General features: G+C 47.5%; 18 protein-coding genes. 8 read left to right on the top strand and 10 right to left on the bottom strand.

Annotated features, from left to right (window positions below; genetic code table 11):
- Positions 1-41: 41 nt before the first annotated feature.
- Genes IE094_RS12995 through IE094_RS12985 form a run of 3 tightly spaced genes read left to right on the top strand, consistent with a single transcriptional unit; the run spans position 42 to position 1,388 of the window.
- Positions 42-389 (top strand): ArsR/SmtB family transcription factor, encoded by a 348-nt coding sequence (locus IE094_RS12995; RefSeq protein ID WP_189641140.1) that lies wholly within the window; start codon positions 42-44, stop codon positions 387-389.
- Positions 379-846, top strand: a complete 468-nt coding sequence (locus IE094_RS12990; protein ID WP_189641139.1) for an SRPBCC family protein — start codon at positions 379-381, stop codon at positions 844-846. Before IE094_RS12995 ends, IE094_RS12990 begins: the two co-directional genes overlap by 11 nt.
- A gap of 35 nt (positions 847-881) precedes the next feature.
- Positions 882-1,388 carry an SRPBCC family protein gene (locus IE094_RS12985; protein ID WP_189641138.1) on the top strand — a complete coding sequence of 169 codons (507 nt, stop codon included), beginning with the start codon at positions 882-884 and terminating at the stop codon, positions 1,386-1,388.
- Between the two features lie 169 nt (positions 1,389-1,557).
- Here IE094_RS12985 and IE094_RS12980 read toward each other — a convergent pair whose 3' ends face one another.
- Positions 1,558-1,839 (bottom strand): hypothetical protein, encoded by a 282-nt coding sequence (locus IE094_RS12980; RefSeq protein WP_189641137.1) that lies wholly within the window; start codon positions 1,837-1,839, stop codon positions 1,558-1,560.
- A gap of 274 nt (positions 1,840-2,113) precedes the next feature.
- On the opposite strand from IE094_RS12980, the gene IE094_RS12975 reads away from it, so the two are divergent.
- Both IE094_RS12975 and IE094_RS12970 read left to right on the top strand, forming a co-directional pair.
- Positions 2,114-3,448, top strand: coding sequence for a polysaccharide biosynthesis/export family protein (locus IE094_RS12975; protein WP_189641136.1), 1,335 nt, complete (start codon positions 2,114-2,116; stop codon positions 3,446-3,448).
- A gap of 124 nt (positions 3,449-3,572) precedes the next feature.
- Positions 3,573-5,441, top strand: a complete 1,869-nt coding sequence (locus IE094_RS12970; RefSeq protein ID WP_189641135.1) for a polysaccharide biosynthesis protein — start codon at positions 3,573-3,575, stop codon at positions 5,439-5,441.
- Here IE094_RS12970 and IE094_RS12965 read toward each other — a convergent pair whose 3' ends face one another.
- Positions 5,442-6,581, bottom strand: coding sequence for a nucleotidyltransferase family protein (locus IE094_RS12965; protein WP_189641134.1), 1,140 nt, complete (start codon positions 6,579-6,581; stop codon positions 5,442-5,444).
- A gap of 179 nt (positions 6,582-6,760) precedes the next feature.
- Here IE094_RS12965 and IE094_RS12960 point away from each other — a divergent pair, with 179 nt between their 5' ends.
- Entirely contained in the window at positions 6,761-8,932 is a 2,172-nt protein-coding gene (locus IE094_RS12960) for a GumC family protein (RefSeq protein ID WP_189641133.1), read from the top strand.
- Positions 8,933-8,950: 18 nt separating this feature from the next.
- Positions 8,951-9,706, top strand: coding sequence for a metallophosphoesterase family protein (locus IE094_RS12955; RefSeq protein ID WP_189641132.1), 756 nt, complete (start codon positions 8,951-8,953; stop codon positions 9,704-9,706).
- Here IE094_RS12955 and IE094_RS12950 read toward each other — a convergent pair.
- Genes IE094_RS12950 through IE094_RS12935 form a run of 4 tightly spaced genes read right to left on the bottom strand, consistent with a single transcriptional unit; the run spans position 9,703 to position 13,641 of the window.
- Positions 9,703-11,106: a class I SAM-dependent methyltransferase gene (locus IE094_RS12950; RefSeq protein WP_189641131.1), complete on the bottom strand. Its 1,404-nt coding sequence runs from the start codon at positions 11,104-11,106 to the stop codon at positions 9,703-9,705. The genes IE094_RS12955 and IE094_RS12950 overlap by 4 nt on opposite strands.
- Entirely contained in the window at positions 11,103-12,902 is a 1,800-nt protein-coding gene (locus tag IE094_RS12945) for an ABC transporter ATP-binding protein (RefSeq protein WP_189641130.1), read from the bottom strand. Before IE094_RS12945 ends, IE094_RS12950 begins: the two co-directional genes overlap by 4 nt.
- The gene (locus tag IE094_RS12940; RefSeq protein WP_189641129.1) at positions 12,863-13,357 is read right to left on the bottom strand and encodes a lasso peptide biosynthesis B2 protein; all 495 of its coding nucleotides are present in this window, start codon (positions 13,355-13,357) and stop codon (positions 12,863-12,865) included. The genes IE094_RS12945 and IE094_RS12940 overlap by 40 nt, the downstream gene beginning before the upstream one ends.
- Positions 13,358-13,359: 2 nt before the next feature.
- The gene (locus IE094_RS12935; RefSeq protein WP_189641128.1) at positions 13,360-13,641 is read right to left on the bottom strand and encodes a PqqD family peptide modification chaperone; all 282 of its coding nucleotides are present in this window, start codon (positions 13,639-13,641) and stop codon (positions 13,360-13,362) included.
- A 467-nt stretch (positions 13,642-14,108) separates the two neighbouring features.
- On the opposite strand from IE094_RS12935, the gene IE094_RS12930 reads away from it, so the two are divergent.
- A complete protein-coding gene (locus IE094_RS12930; RefSeq protein WP_189641127.1) occupies positions 14,109-15,986 on the top strand; it encodes an asparagine synthase-related protein in 1,878 nt (625 codons plus the stop codon).
- Here the strand turns inward: IE094_RS12930 and IE094_RS12925 are convergent.
- The 4 genes from IE094_RS12925 to IE094_RS12910 are packed head-to-tail and all read right to left on the bottom strand — an operon-like array spanning position 15,983 to position 21,155.
- Positions 15,983-17,212 carry a sugar-transfer associated ATP-grasp domain-containing protein gene (locus IE094_RS12925; protein WP_189641126.1) on the bottom strand — a complete coding sequence of 410 codons (1,230 nt, stop codon included), beginning with the start codon at positions 17,210-17,212 and terminating at the stop codon, positions 15,983-15,985. The two genes, IE094_RS12930 and IE094_RS12925, sit on opposite strands and share 4 nt — an antisense overlap.
- The gene (locus tag IE094_RS12920) at positions 17,209-18,117 is read right to left on the bottom strand and encodes a hypothetical protein (RefSeq protein ID WP_189641125.1); all 909 of its coding nucleotides are present in this window, start codon (positions 18,115-18,117) and stop codon (positions 17,209-17,211) included. The genes IE094_RS12925 and IE094_RS12920 overlap by 4 nt, the downstream gene beginning before the upstream one ends.
- A 60-nt stretch (positions 18,118-18,177) precedes the next feature.
- Positions 18,178-19,413, bottom strand: coding sequence for a sigma-54-dependent transcriptional regulator (locus tag IE094_RS12915; protein WP_189641124.1), 1,236 nt, complete (start codon positions 19,411-19,413; stop codon positions 18,178-18,180).
- A complete protein-coding gene (locus tag IE094_RS12910) occupies positions 19,410-21,155 on the bottom strand; it encodes a sensor histidine kinase (protein WP_189641123.1) in 1,746 nt (581 codons plus the stop codon). Before IE094_RS12910 ends, IE094_RS12915 begins: the two co-directional genes overlap by 4 nt.
- Positions 21,156-21,290: the final 135 nt, after the last annotated feature.

The following is a 21,290-nucleotide window of genomic DNA, read 5'->3' as shown; positions in this document are numbered from 1 at the left end:
AATGTTATTGACTCGCACCAAAGCGCGTGATAGTTAGGGATATGGCTAAGTTTGATTCAACCCTCGACCTTTCTTTTGCGGCACTTGGTGATCCAACGCGCCGCATGATCTTGCAACGTCTGGCACGTGGTGCGGCATCCGTCAGCGAATTGGCGGCACCCCATGATATGGCGCTGCCGTCGTTTATGGAGCACCTCAAAAAGCTGGAAGCGGCGCATCTGATTACATCAGAAAAACAGGGCCGCACGCGGATTTGCGCGCTCAGTCCAGATGCGTTCATGCCGGCCAGAGATTGGTTATCTGAACAAAGCGAAATTTGGGAAGGGCGGCTTGATCAGCTTGATGACTATGTTACGAAACTTGTGAAGGAACGCAAAAATGATCCTTGACCCAGAAACCGACCTAACGTTCACCCGCACCATCAATGCGCCACGATCCATTTTGTGGGAATGTTGGACAACCCCGCTTCACATCAAGAATTTTTTCATCCCCAAACCGCACGCGATTGATAAATGTGAAATTGATCTGCGCGTGGGTGGCAAATTCAACACCACTTTCAATGTTGATGGGAATATCATGGAAAACGATGGCGTATTTTTAGAGGTTGTCGATAAAAAACGACTGGTTTTCACCGACACATACAGCGAAGGATGGAAACCCGCAGCCGACCCGTTCATGACCGCAATTATTGAATTTGAAGATTATGGAAAGGGTGCAACCACATATACCGCCACCGCACGCCATCGCTCACCTAAAGCTCGGCAATCCCACGAAGATATGGGTTTTTTTGACGGTTGGGGAACGGTCGCAAGCCAGTTGGAAGAATACGCAAAATCGCTTGGTTAATCATGTATGCAAATTGGTGAAGAAAGAGAGATCAAATGAATGATCAAATCAAGAAAGACACCTCGGATTGGGCATCTTGGCCCTTGGATCGTGAAGTGGTTATCGCGCGTGTCATCAATGCAGATCGCAATACGGTATTTGGCGCATGGGCCGATCCAACACAAATCGTGCAATGGTTCGGACCCGATGGATTGCGTATCGAAACCCATGAAATTGATATCCAACCAGGCGGGTTCTGGCGATTTGACATGGTCGCATCGGATGGCACTCGCTTTACCAATCGAATGGAGTTTTTACGCATAGAAGCCCCGAGTTTGATCGAGGCGAAACACGGGGCGGACATTGATGACGATCCAGATTGTTATAGATTGCTTGTTACGTTTGATGAACAGGACAACGGAAAAACGGTTGTCACGTTGCGCCAGATGCATCCCACGCCACAACGCCGATCAACGGTTATCGGGTTTGGCGCAGTTGAATATGGCGGGCAAACGCTTTGCAAATTGGCCAATCATATCGCGCATCACAATGTCAGCTCTTAACGCGGTTTGATCGCTTGGTTTGAATTGTTCATAGAGCCAGATCTACAATATATTCGAGACCACTGTATCGCATAAAAAATGGCTCTGACCAGTTGGTCAAAGCCATTTTGATAGATACACAAGATTATTCAGCTACACATTGCTGAACCTTGATATAATTTTGATTGGATTAGGTGCCGCCAGTGCCAGACGTACCAGTCGTGCCTGTGGTTCCAGTTGTTCCAGTTGTGCCGCCACCACCGCCGCCAGTTAAACCCAACAGAAGCAGAATGCCCAGAATTGGCCCACCAGCCGTTGTTAAATCACCACTGCTTGCGTTATTTACAAGAACACAGTTTACACCAGGTTCAGCGTTGGCAACATCATCACAAACGGGTTTACCTTGGGCAAAAGTTGACGTCGCGCTGATTAAAACAGCGGCACATGTCAAAGATACAGTGCGAGAGAACATATCGAAACTCCGAATAATTTAGTAACTACAATCAATTTTCTATTGTTTAGGCCAAATTGTGATTCAGAGTCAATCTTGGGGCACCCCAGCAATACATAAAAAGCGGGTTATCGAGCATTTAACACACCAACGATTTATAAATACCACACGAATTGGTATCAAACACGACTGACATTGCCCAAAGTCGCTCCACAGGGTTATTTTCTTGTAAAATTTTTGATAATCAGTAGAAGAAGCAAAATTAGTGACAGGCATTTTGTTGGGAACCGCAGTTATGAAATATCTCGCTTTGGTAGGAACGTTGGTTCTGTCGGCATGTGGTTCAATTTACACTTCACCCAAGGTTGCAAAGGATGACAATGTTCGCGTCGTCCGAATGACCGAACAGTCGGCATACGAGGCAAATTTAAGCCCATACACCCCGTCACGTTTACCAGCGGCATTCAACAGCGTTGCAGGTGCTTCGCGCCCGAATGTAAATAGCCGTTTGCCAATTCCAAGTGCGGATAACAGTGTGCGCCCTGCACAATCACAAGCATTACTGCCACCAAGCCAAGACAGCGGCCCATATCGCATTGGCGTTGCCGATGTTATTTTATTGGCAACACGCGCGGGTGGTTCCACCGTGGAAGAATTGTCAGGCTTGTTGGCCGCCACAAACCGCCGCCAAGGTTACACGGTGCAAGGCGATGGTTCGATTGCGATCCCCGATGTGGGGCGCATACAATTGGCGGGTCTCACCTTGGAAGAGGCAGAAGCCGCCGTATTTGACATCCTTGTCACCAAAAATATCGAACCTGCATTTTCGCTGGAAGTCGCAGAATTCAATTCGCAACGCGCCTCCATTGGCGGGGCGGTTCGCAACCCCACCATCGCGCCGATCACGCCAAAACCGTTGTATTTAGAAGAAGCATTGCAAATGGCTGGTGGCATAAACGCGCCAGATTTGGATTACACAACCATCCGAATTTATCGCGATGGGCGTTTATATCAAATCCCCGCTCGTGATGTTTACACCAACGCAGGGCGGGTGCGTTTGGATGACAAAGACAGCGTATTTGTCGATACCGAATACGAATTGACCCAAGCGCGCACATATTTCGAAGAACAAATTCAGTTGACCAGCCAACGACGCGCAGATCGCGCACAGGCGCTGGCAGAGCTGAACACACAATTTAACATCCGCCAACGTCAAATCGATGAACAGCAAAACAATTTCAAAGATCGTTTGGAATTGGGTGCGGTTAAACGCCAATACGCATATTTGCTTGGCGAAGTGAAAACGCAGGTGCGGTTTGCCCTGCCGTTCGAACAAACTGCAAGCCTTGCAGATGCGCTGTATCACAAGGATGGTCTGGTCACGAGAGAAGCCGACCTGAGCGAGATTTACGTCTTGCGTCGATCCAATGATCCACGCGAATTTGGCGCACGTACTGCGTATCATTTGAATGCGAAAAACGCCGCTGATATGTTGACGGCCACAGTTTTTGAGCTGCGCCCAAACGATATGATATTCGTTTCCGAACAACCTGTGACCGTGTGGAACCGCGTTGTCACACAGATCACGCCATCGCTCATCACCGCAACATTGGGCGCAAATAGCAATTAGCGTTTGTTCGCCTAAATTTTCTTAATGTCTCAATTTTAACTAAATATTGAATAAATTTGTTACTCTTTAACCATAGACCGCGTGGCGACGATGGTTAAATTTTGTGAAGGTGGTTTAAAACCATATGTATAAGACCCTTACCAATTTACCGCGATTTCAAAAAACGCTCATTTTGCTGTTGGTTGATACCGCCATTGTTCCGATTGCGCTTTATGTTGCGTATGCATTGCGCCTGAGCGATTTTACCCCGTTTGAAAAATTGATAGAGGCCGGCCCCACATTGGCGGCCTTTATTTGCGTGGCCCCCGTGGTTATTATCGCCAATCGGCTACACCGATTTAAACTAGGCACATTTGAAAGTAGTGCGATTATCCGCACTGCTAAATGCACATTATATTTGGCCGCTGTGTGTACTGCGCTAAATATGATGACCGATAATACTATGCCGCGCACAATCCCAATTTTGTTTGGCATTTTGTTCTTTGTTGGCAGTGTTGGCACACGCATCTTTGCGCAAAACTATCTTTCTTTTGCGAATGATCGCGACACTGATAGCAAGCGCGTGTTGATTTATGGTGCAGGCAGCGCGGGCACACAGCTTGCGTTTGCAATGCGCCAACAAAACAAACATCGCATTGTTGGCTTTGCCGATGACAATGCGGCGATTCATGGCATCATTATTGCTGGGCAATACGTCTATCCCACAAATGACATGCCTGGATTGTTAAAAAAATTACGCGTCGATCGTATTGTTGTGGCCCTGCCATCGGTTCAGGGCAAACTGCGAAGTGATCTGTTAACATCGTTGAACACACTGGATTGCGAGGTGCGCGTTCTGCCGTCATTTGACGAAATGATTGACGGTGATGGATTGTTGGAAAAATTACGCCCCGTGTCGCCCAATGACTTGCTGGGCCGCGAAAAGGTTGATTTGAATTTACCCGTTGTTGCGGAAACTTACGCAGATAAAAACGTTTTAATCACGGGGGCGGGGGGATCGATTGGCTCCGAACTTTGCCGCCAATTGATCGCCTGTGACATCAAATCTTTGATCTTGATGGATCACGCCGAATACAATCTTTATGCGATTGAGGCCGAACTAAATGCAATTGCGCGTGAAAAAGGTATCCCGTTAATCCCCGTATTGGGTTCGGTGCTGGACGAAAACCAAGCAATCAGCACATTGAAATCGCATGATGTGAATATCGTAATGCATGCCGCTGCCTATAAACACGTACCAATGGTCGAAGCGAATGAAATTTCAGGCCTGATGAACAATGTTATGGGTACGCGCGTTATGGCCACCGCCGCGCTACGTGCCAAAATTGACCGTTTTGTTTTGATTTCTACGGACAAGGCCGTGCGGCCAACCAATATCATGGGTGCATCGAAACGCATGGCTGAATTGGTTGTTCAAGACATCGCGCTGCGCAGCAAAACAACACTGTTTTCAATGGTACGGTTTGGCAATGTTTTAGGATCATCGGGATCAGTGATCCCACTGTTTCGAAAACAAATCGAGGCAGGCGGCCCCGTAACCGTTACCCACAACGACGTTACACGGTTTTTCATGACAATCAGCGAAGCCGCACGATTGGTGTTACTGTGCGGGTGTTTCGCGCGTGGCGGCGATGTATTCGTTTTGGACATGGGCAAGCCAATGAAAATCATCGATATGGCGCGCATGATGATCGAACTGTCAGGACGAACGGTGCGCGACGAAGATACCCCAACTGGCGATATCGAAATCGCAGTTGTGGGTCTGCGCCCCGGTGAAAAGCTGTACGAAGAGTTGTTGATCGGCAATGACATGTTGACCACGCCGCATCCTAAAATTTTGCGCGCGCAAGAGGGTCAGCTTTCTGAAATTGAAGTCGCCAATATGGTCAAAGATCTGAACACTGCATTTGAAACAGAAGACCGCGTTGCCGCGCGTGAATTAGTGACGCGCTGGGTGGATGGGTATCAAGCACCCATCGCGAGCAATAACTGATTATTCCCACCCAATCGAACGTTTCAATTTGGACATAAGACGCCCACGTTTTTCGCCATCAAACAAATTGCGCATCAAACGTGCGCGTTCTTCTTTGCGCCAAATGCCGTGGCGCAAGAACCGCCATAAGAAATGCCCAGAATACACCAGCGCGTTATACGTGGCACTTTGATTAAATTGTCTATGGAAAAAATATTTCACCCGCTCGCTCATTGGGGGTGCCGTTTGAAATTCTGGTGCTTGGAAATAAACTTGGCACAGATATGTCCAGAAAATCCAATCACGCTTACGACCGATATTTTCAAAATGCGCAACCAGCGTGGCGCGATCAACGGAGTTAAGACGTTGATATAACAAATAACCTTCCAGGACATTGCGCAACCGAAAGCTGCTGTAATCGGTATATAGATCACCATATTGGCTATGCAAAATATTGAGTATCAGCTGATCCACGGGGGCGGGGGTGCGTATGGCATCCAAGCCGTTGATCGCAACCGCATCCAATGCCGTTGTCGCCCGACAATATTGAACCGCACGCAGATGCACCCACGATTGATGCAGTTCGACATGCACAGGCTGTGATGGTGAAATTACAGGGGGCAGATGGTGATTGCGCACCTTATGCGTGGCCAAATATTCATCGTCATTCGCCGCCAAATCAAACCGCTGTTCATCGGGTGAAAAATAATCAAGTGCGGCAAATTCCAACACTGCGGCGTTATCTTCGAAATAAAGATCAATATCGGCCATAAAACGATGCGCCAATGTCGGGTACAGGTCATCAAACAATCGCACCCCACCTTTGATCATGAAAAGTGTGGGTTTGGCAGGCGCGTTAAAACGATCCGCGATCTGTTTGATTTGCATAACAATGCGTTTGTTTTGCGCCCAGTTGTCGAAATAAGCGAGCTTGATGTCTTGCTTTTGGATGTCAGGCAGGGCGGCAAATAACGATGGGTTTTCGACCAAAACGGAAATCAAATTTGTCCACACGCGATTTTGGATGGCAAGGTCATACACATCATCCCAATGTGCGATGATGACATCAAGTGCTGCGCGTTGCGTGGCAGTATCTGGGTGTTGGCGATACCCTTCGATTAACACCTGTGCCAGCTGGAGAAGTAAATTAAATTTATTCATTTTACGCCGTTTAATGTTTCCAAGCTAACCGCGCCAATTCCGGTACTACGCGTGTCATAAACCTTTTAAAATCGTTTGAATATGTATAGTAAGCCGATGGATAGGTTCTATAGCTATTTATTAATGACCCCAAGTATTATTCGCCCACCAAGCGATAAATTGAAGAGTGACGATCAATTATGCAAAGAGCAGTAAATATTCCTGATGCATCGCAAGACGATGAAATTGATCTTTTTGCGATTTTTTCAGTGCTCTGGCGCGGCAAATTTTGGATTGGATTGGCTGCGACAATCGGATTTTTCATAGGCGGCTGGTACGCGTTTCGTGTGGCCGAACCGATCTATCCCGCAACCGCCACGCTCAAGATGGAAACATCACAAGAAAACATTGTTGATATTCAAAGCGTGGTTGCAGACAGTATTTTGTCTGGTGGGTGGGGCGATGAAAGCCAGATCAATACCGAAATGGAAGTTATCCAATCGCGCAATATGATTGCCAAACTGGTTGCTAAATTAAACCTTCTGGAAGATCCAAATTACAATTCGTATCTGGCCGAGGAATTGGCCGAAATGGAACCAGATGAATCATGGCTACCGCAAATTAATATCCGCGGTATGATCCGATCAATCTTTGTTTCTAACGATGACGAAGAAGGCGGTGATGATGAACCCATTAGCGAAGCCGAAGTTCTAAACAAAGTCATCGACAATGCACTTGATGTGTTTCGTGTGTCCAACATTTCCGAAACCTATATTTTTGAAATCGGCGCGGACACGGATAATCCTGCTGAATCCGTGCGCATGGCCAATGCCTTGGCCGATATCTATATCCAAGATGCCGTTGATGAAAAATTCGAAGTCACCGAAAAAGCCAGCAAATGGTTAAGCCAAAAAGCCGCTGAATTAAAAGTAGAGCTTGAATCATCAGAGGTGCGGATCAAAGAATTCAACGATGGCACACAATTTGTAAGCCCTGAAAACCTCGCGCTTTTGACCCGACAATTAAAGGATATGCGTCAGCGGATCACAGATTTGCAAGAAACACATGACGCAACACGCGCCAAGGTTCAAAGCATCGAATTGCTGGCAGGTTCCAACGATTACACCTCCATCGCAGATGTTGCGGGCGATTCACGCCTAACCCGCTTGGCTGATATGATCAGCAATAATCAGGTTACGCCCGATGCCTTCCAAACCCGCCTTGATCAAGTCATGGCGCAGGCGAAAACCGATATGGCGCGGCTGACACAGCAAATGAGTGCGCTGTCCAATTCCGAAAACACATTCAAATTGCAAGTCGAAGAACAATCTGATGATTTAGTGCAATTACAGCAATTGCGCCGCGAGGCAGAGGCCAACAGCCTGCTTTACGAAAGCTTTTTATCACGTCTCAAAGAGATCACGGTTCAACAAGGATTGTTGTCCCCAACAGCGCGCTTGTTGTCACCAGCAACACCCCAACGCGCATCTGCCCCGCGCAAAGCCTCGATCATGATGATGGCACTGATCCTTGGCGGCTTGGCTGGCGTTGGTGCAATGTTGTTGCGCGAACTGATGAACAACACATTCCGTTCACCAGAAGTTTTGGAAAGCTTTACCGCCCATAACGTGCTTGGAACATTACCACAGATCAAGGCAAATACTCGGCGCAAGGTATTAAACTACGCCGCGACAAACCCAACATCGAATTTTGCCGAAGCGGTGCGCAATTTGCGAACCTCGATTTTGTTGTCTGACATCGACAACCCACCGCAAGTGATCATGACCACATCCTCCACACCTGCAGAGGGTAAAACAACAGTTTCGCTGACACTTGCTCAAAATATGGCCGGGCTTGGCAAACGCGTGTTGGTGTTAGAAGGCGATATTCGCAAACGCGTATTCGCGGAATATTTTGACATCGAAAAATCCGTTGGGTTTATCGCTGTGATGACGGGCGAGGCAACGTTACAAGACGCGGTTATTCGCCCCGAAGGCATGGGCGTTGATATTTTGTTGGGGGAACGATCCACCGCCAACGCTGCCGATATTTTTTCGTCGCAAAAGTTCATTGATCTGTTGAAAATGCTGCGCGACGAATACGACTATATCATCATCGATACACCACCCGTTTTAGCCGTGCCAGATGCACGTGTGATCGGCCAACATGCAGATTCAATTATTTATTCTGTACGTTGGGACAAAACGTCCAAGACCGAGGTGAAAACTGGCCTGTCCATGTTTGGCAGCGTGGGGTTGGAAGTGGACGGTTTGGTTATGACCATGTTGGATTTGAAAAAAATCCGGCAATATGGATATGCTGGCGGATATGGTTACGCATATGGATATGGCGATTCATATCATTCCAATTAAACAGAACCTGCGAACTATATGTCATTCTTGAAAAAACTTTTCGGGCAAAAATCGGCGCCCAGCGTTCAGCCTGCGTTTGATGCGGCTATCCAATCTGATGAACCCTTGTTCGTGATCGGTGATGTGCATGGATGTGATGTATTGTTGAACCAACTGTTGGCCAAGCGCCCTGACGATGCCCAGCTTATTTTCGTTGGTGACCTGGTGGATCGTGGCCCCAACAGCGCCGCCGTTTTGGATATTGTGCAAAGCGAATGCCAAAATGGTGCGATATGTTTGATGGGTAATCATGAAAAAATGATGCTCGATTTTTTGGACCGCCCCACCGAACGTGGGCCGCGATGGTTAACGTTCGGAGGGCTGCAAACAATGGAAAGTTTTGGCATTCGCGGCATAAGCGAGCGCGCATCTGAACAAGAATTGTTAGCCGCACGCGATAAGTTGGCATCGGCCATGCCCGCTGGCCAAGAAAGCTGGATACGTGATCTGCCTACAATTCACCATTCTGGCAATGTTCATGTTGTTCATGCCGCCGCCGATCCCAATCGCGCGCCAGATGATCAAAACGCACGGATTTTATTGTGGGGGCTGGACGAGTTTCATCAAAAAACCCGCCGCGATGGGCAATGGTTTATTTATGGTCATACGATCTTGAACGACCCAAAAATCGAAAACGGGCGGATCGGCATTGATACGGGTGCCTATGCCACAGGCACGTTAACCGCCGTTTTAATCCGTGATGATCAGGCACAGTTTTTCAGCGTCAAATATTAATCCAGCGGTGCAATCACACCATGTGCAGCCAGCACAGGCGCCCAGTGTTCTCGCCAAATTTTGACGATACGCTTGGCCTTCTTTTTCTTTAATTTTGGGATCAGTTTTTTCAATCGATCCGGCCATTCGGTTTGGGGCACTCCATCAAAATGCGACAGGATTGCGTAAATTGAACGCGGCGCGATTAATAACAAAGCGGTTTCCGGAACCACAATCGCGCATTTATGCCACGCGATATTTTCATCCAATGTAAATTGTCGTTTCACGCTTGGATGGATCACGCGAAATTCCCCATCGCAAGTGATTGGCGCGACATTCGTACTGGTCAGCAAATTTCCCGACTTGTTAAAGGCCATGAAAAACAGCCCCTTGGCATCGCCGTCCAATCCCGCAGGAAGCAGACGATTCAATGGTTTGCTGGCCAAGCTTGGTGAAAACGCATTTTGTGCGATGCGCGATTTATTCTTTTCACCGATGGAGATCGGAAAGGGGAGGCGAAAAATACCGACTTCTTGGTCAATGGATGGACGCGGGGCATTCACCTTGGCCGCCATTTTTGAAAACAGATCTGTACGCCCACCTGTGCCATCACGGCAGGTGACAAAATCCTCTATGAATAAATGATCGCGATGCGCATTTGAGGATTGCAATTTGTTGATTAAAACTTGCTGCCCCTCAAACGGACCGCAAAGCCCCATACCCATCTTGCCAAAATCATCGGCCATTTCTGATGGATAAACGGGGGTCCAATGCGCCGATACAAATTCATGACAGAGATAACGCAAACGGTCTTGGTTTTTGTTATCCTCGCTTGGATCATAATGCGGTGCGTCTTTAAAGTTTTCTGATATCAAGTGAAATGCGGTTTTTGGGCTATCACCACGTGCCAACATTTCGCCCAAAACTTTGCGAAATCCAGTTTCTTGTAACGCGCCTGGCTTGGTTTGATATTCAATTGAAACGATGCCCGTATCACACAAACAACGCGAAATCGCAGCGATCAATTCGCCGCGAACGCTGTGGGATATCCAGCTAATCACCCCGCGCGAAATCGCGAAATCAAGGGGGGGGACGTCATCACCAGTAATCTGATCGAACGGTTTGTTGATAAATGTGATATTGGTTAAACCCAATTCGTTGGCCAATTGGCGCGCCACCTTGATATGATCACCATTCATATCAAACCCAAAAAACTGTCCATGGGGCAGGGCATAGGCCAACATGATGATATCTGTGCCCAAACCACAGCCAAAATCGCCATATGTAAAGGGTGCCACGCTCGATGCGCATTCATATCCAAAAAACCGTGCCTTGGATGAAATCAGGCGCGGATCAACGCTGGCGCTAAATGTTGGGACATAAATGTCGCTGGTAAAATAGCCTTGGGAATTTTCGATCATTTTTTCGCATCGTCCCTTTTGAATTCATTTGGAATTTGAGCATCGGGATTTTGTGACAGTGCGGCCCAAGTGCCCACCGCATTTACCTGCCCATCATGTAGCACGACCACCTGATCTGCGTTTTCCAAGGTGGGCAAACGATGCCCAATGACAATCACCGTCATATCGCCATGAATTTGATCCAACGATTGGCGGATTAGCATTTCGTTTTTGGTGTCCAAGGCACTTGTGGCTTCGTCCAAGATCAACACAGATGGGTTTTGCAACATGGCCCGCGCAAGTGCGATACGCTGGCGTTCACCACCCGAAAGACGTAGCCCTGCATCCCCCACAACCGTATCCAATCCATCATCAAGATCAAACACAAATTGCGCCGCTGAACGTTGCAAGGCCTGTTTCAGGGCGGCGTCATCTGCCCCCACGTTCGCCCATAGCAAATTGTTGCGAATGGTGTCGTGGAACAAGAATACCTCTTGTGGGACATAGGCGAGTGAATGGCGCCAGTTTACGCGATGTTGGTCTGTGATCAATTCCCCGTCCACTCGCATTTCCCCGTGATCAGGTGCCAATAATCCCATCAAAATATCCGCAAGTGTTGATTTACCCGCACCCGACGCACCAATGATAGCGGTGGTTTTTCGCGCAGGAAACTGCAGCGTGATGTCATTGAGTGACGCTGATTTTCGCGATTGGTAAGTAAACCCAACACCGTTGAGCGTGATGCAATCTTGTAAATCAATTTTTTGAATTGTTTCTGGCAAAACATCACGGTGCGTTGCTGCCATTTGCGTGATTTCATCCAAATTTCGCAAGGCAGGCCATGCGTGCAAGATCTGGTTCAATTGATTTTGCATGCTGCGCAACATTGGCGCAAGCCGCGCCAAGATCAACACCAAGATCAACAGGTTGGGCAACGGGAGTTCCAATATTTTCACCCCAACCCACAAAAACCCAACCAGCACGAGCGCGATGACAATTTGAAAAACCGCACCCGCGGCCGCATTGGTTTTGGAAAAGGCGAGTTGTTGCGTGCGCAGGCGTGCCAAAATATCTGCCATCATATTGCGGTGGCGATCTTCGTTCCCCAAAATCTTGGTTAATTTGATACTGGATAACCCTTCTTCGACGACCTGTTGCATATCCTCGTAGGCATCACCCAAGTTTTCGCCCAGATCGCGTGCACGGCGGTGCTGGGCACGCATGAAAAACATCACGCTTGCGCCGACCAACAGGGCAACAATGGCCATCTGAAATGACAGGCTCGCCGCAACAACAATATAGGCCAGCACCGCCGCCAACCCAGTGCAAAAATCCATCGTATAGGTGACGCCGTCGTCAATGCGATCAACTTCGTTTATCAAAAAATTCGAATGATCGGACTTTTTCAAATTCGAAATCCAATTCCAATTGGCATGGAGTAGGGCGTTAAAGCTGTTTACACGAATGGTATCGATGAGGTTCAATTGGAAATCCTGCCACACCATCGTGCGTGCATAACTGATCACACTGCGCAAAACGACCAATGCGAAAAACAAACCCAGCAAACCAGATAATGATTGCGGCAAACCAAGTTTTTCAATCCAGCGCGACACCCCACCCAATATAGGTTGGTCGGTTTGTAGATGCGCCAAAAGCGGAACCAACAGGAGAAGCCCGATGCCCTCGGTCACGCTGGACATCAGATTGAGCGCGAATAACAAAACCGTTTTCGCGCGTGAATGACGCCAGATCAATTGAAGAAATTCGCGCATTTGTTTCATGGCGTCACCGCGTGCCAAGATTGTGCGCCATAACATCCCACAACCGTGTATTCATCAAATGAATCATCACCCCCAGATACCGCGCATATCCCCGAACAAACCCAAGCATGCGCCAATAATTCGCGCGATGTGCCATCACGTTTCACCCCAAAATAAAGCGCATATGGAATACGGTAAATTCCCAGCATAATTCGCGCGACCAAGGCTTGTGGGAAACAATTGGATTCCCACGGGGTATTTCGCGCGGTGATGGATATCAATTTGGCAATTTGAAATGCGCGATGTTTCTGTTTTTTGTTTAACATTGGAACCACAGGTTCAACGCCATGCAACGCTCCGAAAAACCGCGAGAGGCTGCGAAATGTAACCGTAATAATTGCCAACCGACACAGCCCCATCATGATCCATGAAAACGGAAACCAGATCACCACGAATGGTGTCAGCCGAAACACAGACCGCAATTTTCGCGCTGCATTTCGAAGGGGTTTCACGGCTATGCCTCTTGGTCCACGAGTTTTTGTTTTTGCAGCGATTTCAACAGGTCGCGCACGTCTGATTCGCACTCTTTGGTGCTGACTTCGAACTCCTGTTGTATTCCTGCAACCAGTTCGCCAATTGATTTGGGCGTTTCCAACAATTCCCATACCATCGCCCCAACACCGCTTGAGAGGCTATAATAAGTTCCATCATCAACGCTCATCATCACGACCTCGCCATCCATTGTGGTTGCGAGGATGTCTTGATTGCGGAAAAATCGTTTGTTTTCAATCGTCATTACCCTTAATCCGTTATTCAAATTAAATGTCTTTGCTTCACGCTATACTATCAGGTTCGACTATTAAACTGTGATCGCCTCGTCAATTCGCAAAACGCCTTAAAAATAACGGTTCTACCTGTGGTTGAAAGCGCGGGATAGCGCTTGTTTGGCGGCTTGGCATGTTGACAATGAACCATTGTACCCCATATATCTTTAACCAAATTTTAATAAATTATTACGCGATACCGCGTCGCATGTATTGGAGAATTACAATGAAGACAACATATACAAAACCCGTTTTGACCAACCTGTCAGCGCAGAAAACGGCGCAAGACAAAGGTAGCGCGATGATGGAAAACATGGGCATGCAAAACAATGCGATTGCCAGCTAATATCACATTCCACTGTGAATGAATTGACAGAGCCATCATGGCTCTGTTTTTGTTTGTGGTGTTTGGTTTTGAAGGCTTGTCAAAGGAATAACAATGTTCGCTGGTCACATTTCATTTCACACACCAGTGGCACAAGATTTATCAAACCTTGACGCAATCATCGCAACGTTGTCGCCATTTGCAGACCCTGCCAATTCTGGGATCACCCAATTTACAAATGGTTTCGTGGTTGAACAAACCCATCTGCCCGATGGGCGCGAAACCTTGCCATTTGTGTGTTCCACCACCGGCATCGTTGTTTGTTTTTGGGGGCGCATTGATAATCGCGATACGGTGTTACAAAAACTTGCCATCAAAGCGAACCCACATAATGCTGCGATTGTTTTAGCGGCCTATCAAAAATGGGGCGTAAAATTTGCGGAAAATTTTCAAGGCGATTTTGCCATCGCCATTTATGATCCGCGCGAAAATCATCTGATCTTTGCAAGAGATATATTTGGTGCAAAACCAATTTATTACGCGCCCCATGATGATGGCATTTGTTTTGCCAACAGTATTCCAACCCTGCGCAAACTGGTGCCATTTCAATTGCAACGCAGCCACGAATGGATGGCCAAATTTATCCTAAGCCCGTTCGCCCCAATGCATCACGAAAAAACCGCCTTTGAAACAGTTATCAAAGTGGCACCTGGGCATGTTGTTGTCATTAATGCCGATAAAACAATCGCAAAAATAGACCTGAGTGATTGGGATGAAGCGACCACGGTGGTCACACAACGCGATCCAAAAAATGTCACAGCACATCGCAATGCATTAGAGGCCGCAATCGCCAGCCGCATCGACAACACCCATCCGATGGGCGTTGAAAACAGCGGCGGGTTGGATTCAACCAGTATTATCGCGCTGTTGGCAAAACAGATGACCAAACCCGTTCCCGACGGAATGATCAGTTTCAGCAGAATATCCGCCAGTCGCGAAGAACAATGCATTCAAGACATGAACGCATTGGTGGGTATCAAAAACGCCCATATGGAATCGCCCACAAACGATGATCCAATTGAAACCATCACACAGGATTTAGCCGTGCTTGGGTTTCCCGCATGTTATGGCTGCGAAATTTCATTGTCTTTGCTCGCAACCGCCGCGCAAAAATACAATATTAAAACCATGTTCACTGGATTTGGAGGGGACGAGGTTGCCACCAACTATGGCGAGCTTATCAGTGTCGAATATATTCAACGGCGCGATTATCGCGGATTATGGCAATTCATTCCGGGGCATTTTTTGAAAAAGCCGTTTCGTTTTATCGCGCAAATATTACTCAATGGGCGCGACAAAAATCAGCAAACGAATATCGAGGCGGATGCGCAATATGAAATAGATACTCATTTGCTCGATCAAGATATCGTTGATCAATACGATTTAGAAGCCACACAACGGGCGGAATGGTTTGATGTGTTGAACCATCATTCAATCAACAGCGAGATTGTGAATGGCACATTAACCCAACCTTTTATTGATGCACGGATGCATGACCATACACTTTTTGGAAATGCCTATGGGATTGAATATCGCTGGCCTCTTTGGGATGTAAGGATCGTTGAAAACTATTTGCGCACACCCAGCATTGAAAAGGTGGGGCCAAAACGCGTTTGGCGTTATCTGCATCGCCGCGCGGTCGATGATATTTTACCCGCTTCCATTGTTTGGCAAAATTCCAAACATATGGGAAAACCCATCATGACCCGTGATATTCGCAATGCAAAAACACAGTGTTACAATGAAATGGCGCGTGAATTATTGGATGATTTGCACCCTGATCTGGTGAAATTGGTAAATGTTAAACGCCTGTCCCAACAAATCGATGCCGCAAGTAAACGCATGAATGGTGAGGTTGACGAAGAGGATACATTTTATTGGGAACGGGTGCATAACCTGTACAGTCTAAATCTTTGGTGCCATCAGGATTAATCTGCCAATAACCCACCGTTTTGCATTTGTTGAGTATCCAACCCAAACCCAGAGTTGCCCTCTAATAACAACGGGCCATCGTCGGTGATAACCCAATCCCACGCGATGGCATAGAGATCGAATTTGCGATGATGGGCACGTATCGAATAGGATGCAATTTCATCCCAACACGGTACGATCGGCGGACATTTTGCGAAAATATCATCAATCAATGTATCAAAGGCATGGCCATATATTCCACGTTTAGGTGATGGTTCCAACGCACCCGTTTTCAAGTTGATCGGGAACAATACATAGCTAATTTGGCCATCAAGTTCCAAATCCCAAACGGGGATTTCCAGCCGTGCGGCAACGGGCAGGGGGGAATTAACATTAAACTTAGTCACAAGGCGCAGCGTGACAGCGGTGTTGGTATTGGACAGTGACGCAAGGGTTGCATGATTTGAAATGAATGGCTGAATAATCACATCACCAAATGATAAAATGTGTTTCCACGCCAGTTCCACATCCTCGGCCCGGAGCAAAGGAGCACCCCGATAATTCTGCCCTGTTAAACCGTTTGCAGTTTTCGTTGCACTGAACGCGGCAAAACCTGCGTTAGCGCTGCGCAGTTTTACAAAAATGCGATCTATTTGAGCGGGGAACATATTTGCCAAGGTTTGTTGCGTCGCTTGTTCAACAGACATTGTATTGGGTACGGGAACGCCCATTTTGCCCATCTCATCGCCAAATCGCGATTTATCTGCAAGTAAATCACGGGCACTTTGCGCATCAAAATGATTGCGATTTTGCTGCAAATGATATCCTTGGGTTTCGGTGCTAAATACATAATCCAACACGGGTGCGTTAGGCGTCATCAGGCCATTTTCATACAAATCCGACGCGGGGATCGCGTAACTGAATGTATATTTCACCAAACGCCAAAATTGTGCAGATCGCGCCATGTCGCTATGATCTGCATAATCATTTATCGCGCGAAAAATGCTGAACCATGCATCAAATAACACCCAACGCAGGCCATACCAAATCTGTAAAACCCACATTGCAAAGGTAGTGATCATTGAAAATCGTGCCCGAAACATCTGCGAAATCTCGACGTGGGGATAAAATTTTTCGCTCGCTGACCAGCGCAATACTCTTGAAAAATCAATCAATCCATCGGGGTGGTTTTGCACCAGTTTTTTGCGCAATTGTCGCCAGCGTTTTTGAACCCGTGATCGGTTCATTCAGCATCCCCATCATCAAAATGCAGCGCCAGAAATTTTGCGCTTTCTTTGATACGCGACAAATCATCGGGACGTTTGAATGCAAACACCGCTACCTTGCTCGCAAGGGTTGAGACCAGATCAAATGTTTTGCGCGGTTCTTGCAAAAAATGAAGCCATTCTTCGCGATAAATTGCGCGGCGCAACTCGGCGTGTTTTTCCGCACCTTTCAATTCATGAATTGAAAATTCGGGCGCAATATCATTGTCCAAAATATAGATGCGATTGAACATCAATCCACCCGTTTGATCCGCGCGATCCACGTTGACATAGGATTTGTGAAAATCTAGGTCGGCGGACACACGCGCACCCTGTGCAATATTAAGCTGTGCCGCCGCATCATCCCAAAGCTTTAATCCCTTTGGCATCGGTTGAACACGCATCGGTGTTTGCGCGGAATTTGCGATGCACACATCATCGCATACGTGCCCATAACCAAGTTGTGACAACGCCGCCGCAAGCGTTGATTTCCCAACGCCAGATTCACCGCTGAACGCCACCGCGTGACCATTGTATTCCACCGCAGAGCAATGAAATGGGATCAGATCACGTTGCAAGCACAATACCCCAAAACCCGTACCTACCAGATATAAATTCACATCAGCATCGGGCACGTTTTCGCCCCGTTGGATCAAAATCTCGCTCCCATCTTTTACGCGATAAGCCAAGTCGCCTGATGCACAAAACCAGACATCATTTGGCGCGGCCGTCACGATTTCATCGGCAAAAATCGGATGTAATGGTTTTTCCAGATATTGGACAAAACGAATTGTAACATCTGGCGAACCATCAAATGGTTCGCAATCAGCGATCGTGAACTTAAATTCAGAGGACACCCGTAAGCCAGAAAAAACGTATTGATGCATGGTCTCTGCTTTGCTTGGACGGTTTAAAACAGTTTAAGAATCCCCCCAACAGACGCAAGTCTATTGTGGATCCGTTTGTTTGAAATCTTTTGGCCGCAAATCGTAACGCGCCAAGCGATCGTAAAACGTTTTGCGGGGTAGTCCCAACGATTTGGCGGTATCAACCGCCTTGCCTTTGTTACGTTTTAGCGTTTCAGACAGCACCAATTTTTCAAACGCATCCATTTGTTGGGCAAGTGTCAATTCCTGAGGCGTGTGTTTGCGAACACTTAATCCCAGCACAATCGTGCGGGCATAATTACGTAATTCCGGCAAATTACCATTCCATTCCTTTGCCATCACATTTGCATATACGCTTTGGGGAACTTGGGGCATGTCGGTGTTTAATGCGCGCGCCGTGTGGCGGGCAAAACCCTCAAACAACACTGGCAAATCATCGCGGCGCCGTTTCAAGGTGGGAACGTTGATTTCAACCAGATTCAAGGCAGAAAATAGATCTTCGCTAAACCCACGTTTCATCAGATAGTCCATTGAATGGATACTGGATAAAATCACACGCAAATTGGGATGTGCATGGATCAATGCAAGCAAATCTGCCTGTTGTGCAGGACTGGCCAATTCGACATTTTTCAGTGACAAATCACAAGGAGCATCGGGCACGTTCAGTGTTGCGATTTCGTCCGCTTGGGCATCTTGCAGATTGATTGCCAGATTGACGTCTCTGTCTTGCGAAAGATTATGAATGGTATAGGCCGCCAGCTTTTTGCCAACCCCGCGCGGCCCGTATAGATGCACATGAACGGGTAGGGGGGCTACGCGGCGCAGGTTGGATCGCAGGTTCCTTGACGCAGGTGTTTTCCCTGGAAAATGAACCGATGCCGCGTCGCTGTGGCGGATTTTTTGTTCCAAGCTGCGCGTTTGTGTGATCAAACTGCGATGCGAAATTGCACGATACAAAACCTTTAACAAAGTTTCTGTGGCACAGGGTTTTTCCAAGAAATCATATGCACCCTCTTTCATCGCGCGCAGCGCCATGGGCACGTCAGCCTCGCCCGTCAATAACACCACGGGCAAATCTGGATCGGTGTCTTTGACATGCGCCAACACATCAAACCCGTCATAATGAGGCATTCGAATATCGGACAAAATCACACCCGCAAAATTTGCACGAATTGCACGTTTTGCCTGGGCCAAACCATCGGCCTGAATAACCGTGATCCCTTCGATATCCAGCGTTTGCGCCAGCGACATGCGCAAGGCATCATCGTCTTCGATCAATATCACTTGGGGCTTCATGGTGTTGATCCTTGCGCTGCGCTTTTCAATTTTACACAAAATTCTGCACCACCATTCGCCCCATTTTGACAGGTTAGCTCGCCACCAAAGCTTCCAATGATGCCATATGATATCGACAAACCCAGCCCCATTCCCTTGCTCGCGCCGACATCTTTGGTGGAATAAAACGGTTCAAACACGCGCGTTTCATCAGCAAAACCTTTGCCAGAATCCGCAACGATAATTTGGACAATTTCAGGTAAGGTATTAATCGTGATCCACACCTGTTTGTCAGATTGATCAAGCACCGCATCAAATGCGTTGTTCAGCAGGTTAATAAACACCTGTTGCAAACGCACATGCCCCCCCATCACCATGATCGGCGATGGGTACGATTGAAAATGCAGCGTGACATTTTCATCGTCACAACGTTGCGACAACAAATCCACGGTGTCACGGATCACAGATTGGACATCGACGGGTGCGATGGTTTCCTTTTCTTTGCGCGCAAATGCACGCAAGCTTTTGATAATGCGGCTCATCCGATCAACCTGTCCTTTGATATGATCAAAGTTTTGTGCAGCATCCGTGGCGCGATCCATTTTCAAAAGTTTGGTTCCGTTTTGCGCAAAATTTTGAATGGCCGCCATTGGTTGGTTCAACTCGTGGCTGATACTTGCGGACATCTGGCCAAGTGCTGTGAGCTTACCCGCTTGGATCAACTGCGCTTGGGTTTCGCGCAATTGTTTTGTGCGATCCTCAACGCGTGCCTCCAATCGAGCATTTGCAGCCTCTTCGATTGCCAAACGATCCGCCAGCCGTTTGCGGCGTTGGGATAATGCCCAAAAGCCCAACCCGATCATCGCCAACATGGCGGCAACCAGTTGTGTTTGTAACAACGCCGCGGCCTTGGTGTTTTGGGTTTTCATGAACACTCGCAAGGTAAGATCAATTTGGGGCACAAAACGTGACACCATCAATTTTTCTGATGCAGATCCGCTATCATCATCAAACCACCACAAATCATGTCCAAATTTTTGACGCACCGAATAATCAAAAAACGGCCGTGTTGCCGATTGCGGGTAGTATTCCGCACGCAAGAGCGGAGACGTTACAGGTGACAATCGTCGCATTGATACGTTTTGTCGATTGGTCACAAATGCGACCTCGTTTTCATCAAAGAATGCAATTACATCTTCGTCGATCTGCCAGTCAAATTCCAAGCTGGCGATATCCACCTGCACCACAACCACACCGCGCCCATAAACACCATCAAAATCAATGCGCCGCGCGAAAAAGAAATCGCGGGATTGATCAATCGGATCAATCGCATGAAAAAACCCAAGCCGACCATTAAACGCGGCACGTATATCGGCGCGGTTATGAAACATGGCCGTATCATAATGATCTGGCTCGGTGATGTTTGACGTGATTATAATCTGGCCTGTATCATCCAACAGATAAATGTCCTCCACCCCCGTGGACAGGCTGGTGTTTAACAAAAACGAACGCGCCTCTGGCAGGTTTGCGCGGGTTTTCACAGTGGCAATAATTTGTGGATGACGTGCCAATACATTTGGAAGCTGGCGAAAACTGGTCAGTTGTCCCAATAATCGATCCCGTGATTGTTCCAACCGCACCCCACCCGTTTTTGCCAATTGGTTAAGCCCGCTGCGCGTTTCAAACCAAAATGTTGCCAACACAATCGCCACGGCCAGCACCGCATAGAGTATTAAATATTTTCGATGCAAAATGTGGAACATTGGCGGGGCGAATCTCGCTAAATTTATATGTTCCAACCATATGACAAACGGTTTCAAACAGATATTAAAAATGTGCGGTTGTTCGCACATTTTTGAAATTTACCAAAATCATATATACCAAGATATTGAAAAATA

The organism is Paramylibacter ulvae (assembly GCF_014652655.1).
Taxonomy (GTDB): Bacteria; Pseudomonadota; Alphaproteobacteria; order Rhodobacterales; family Rhodobacteraceae; genus Amylibacter; species Amylibacter ulvae.
Note: the sequence above shows the minus strand (reverse complement) of the source record. Positions and strands in the feature narration are given on the sequence as shown.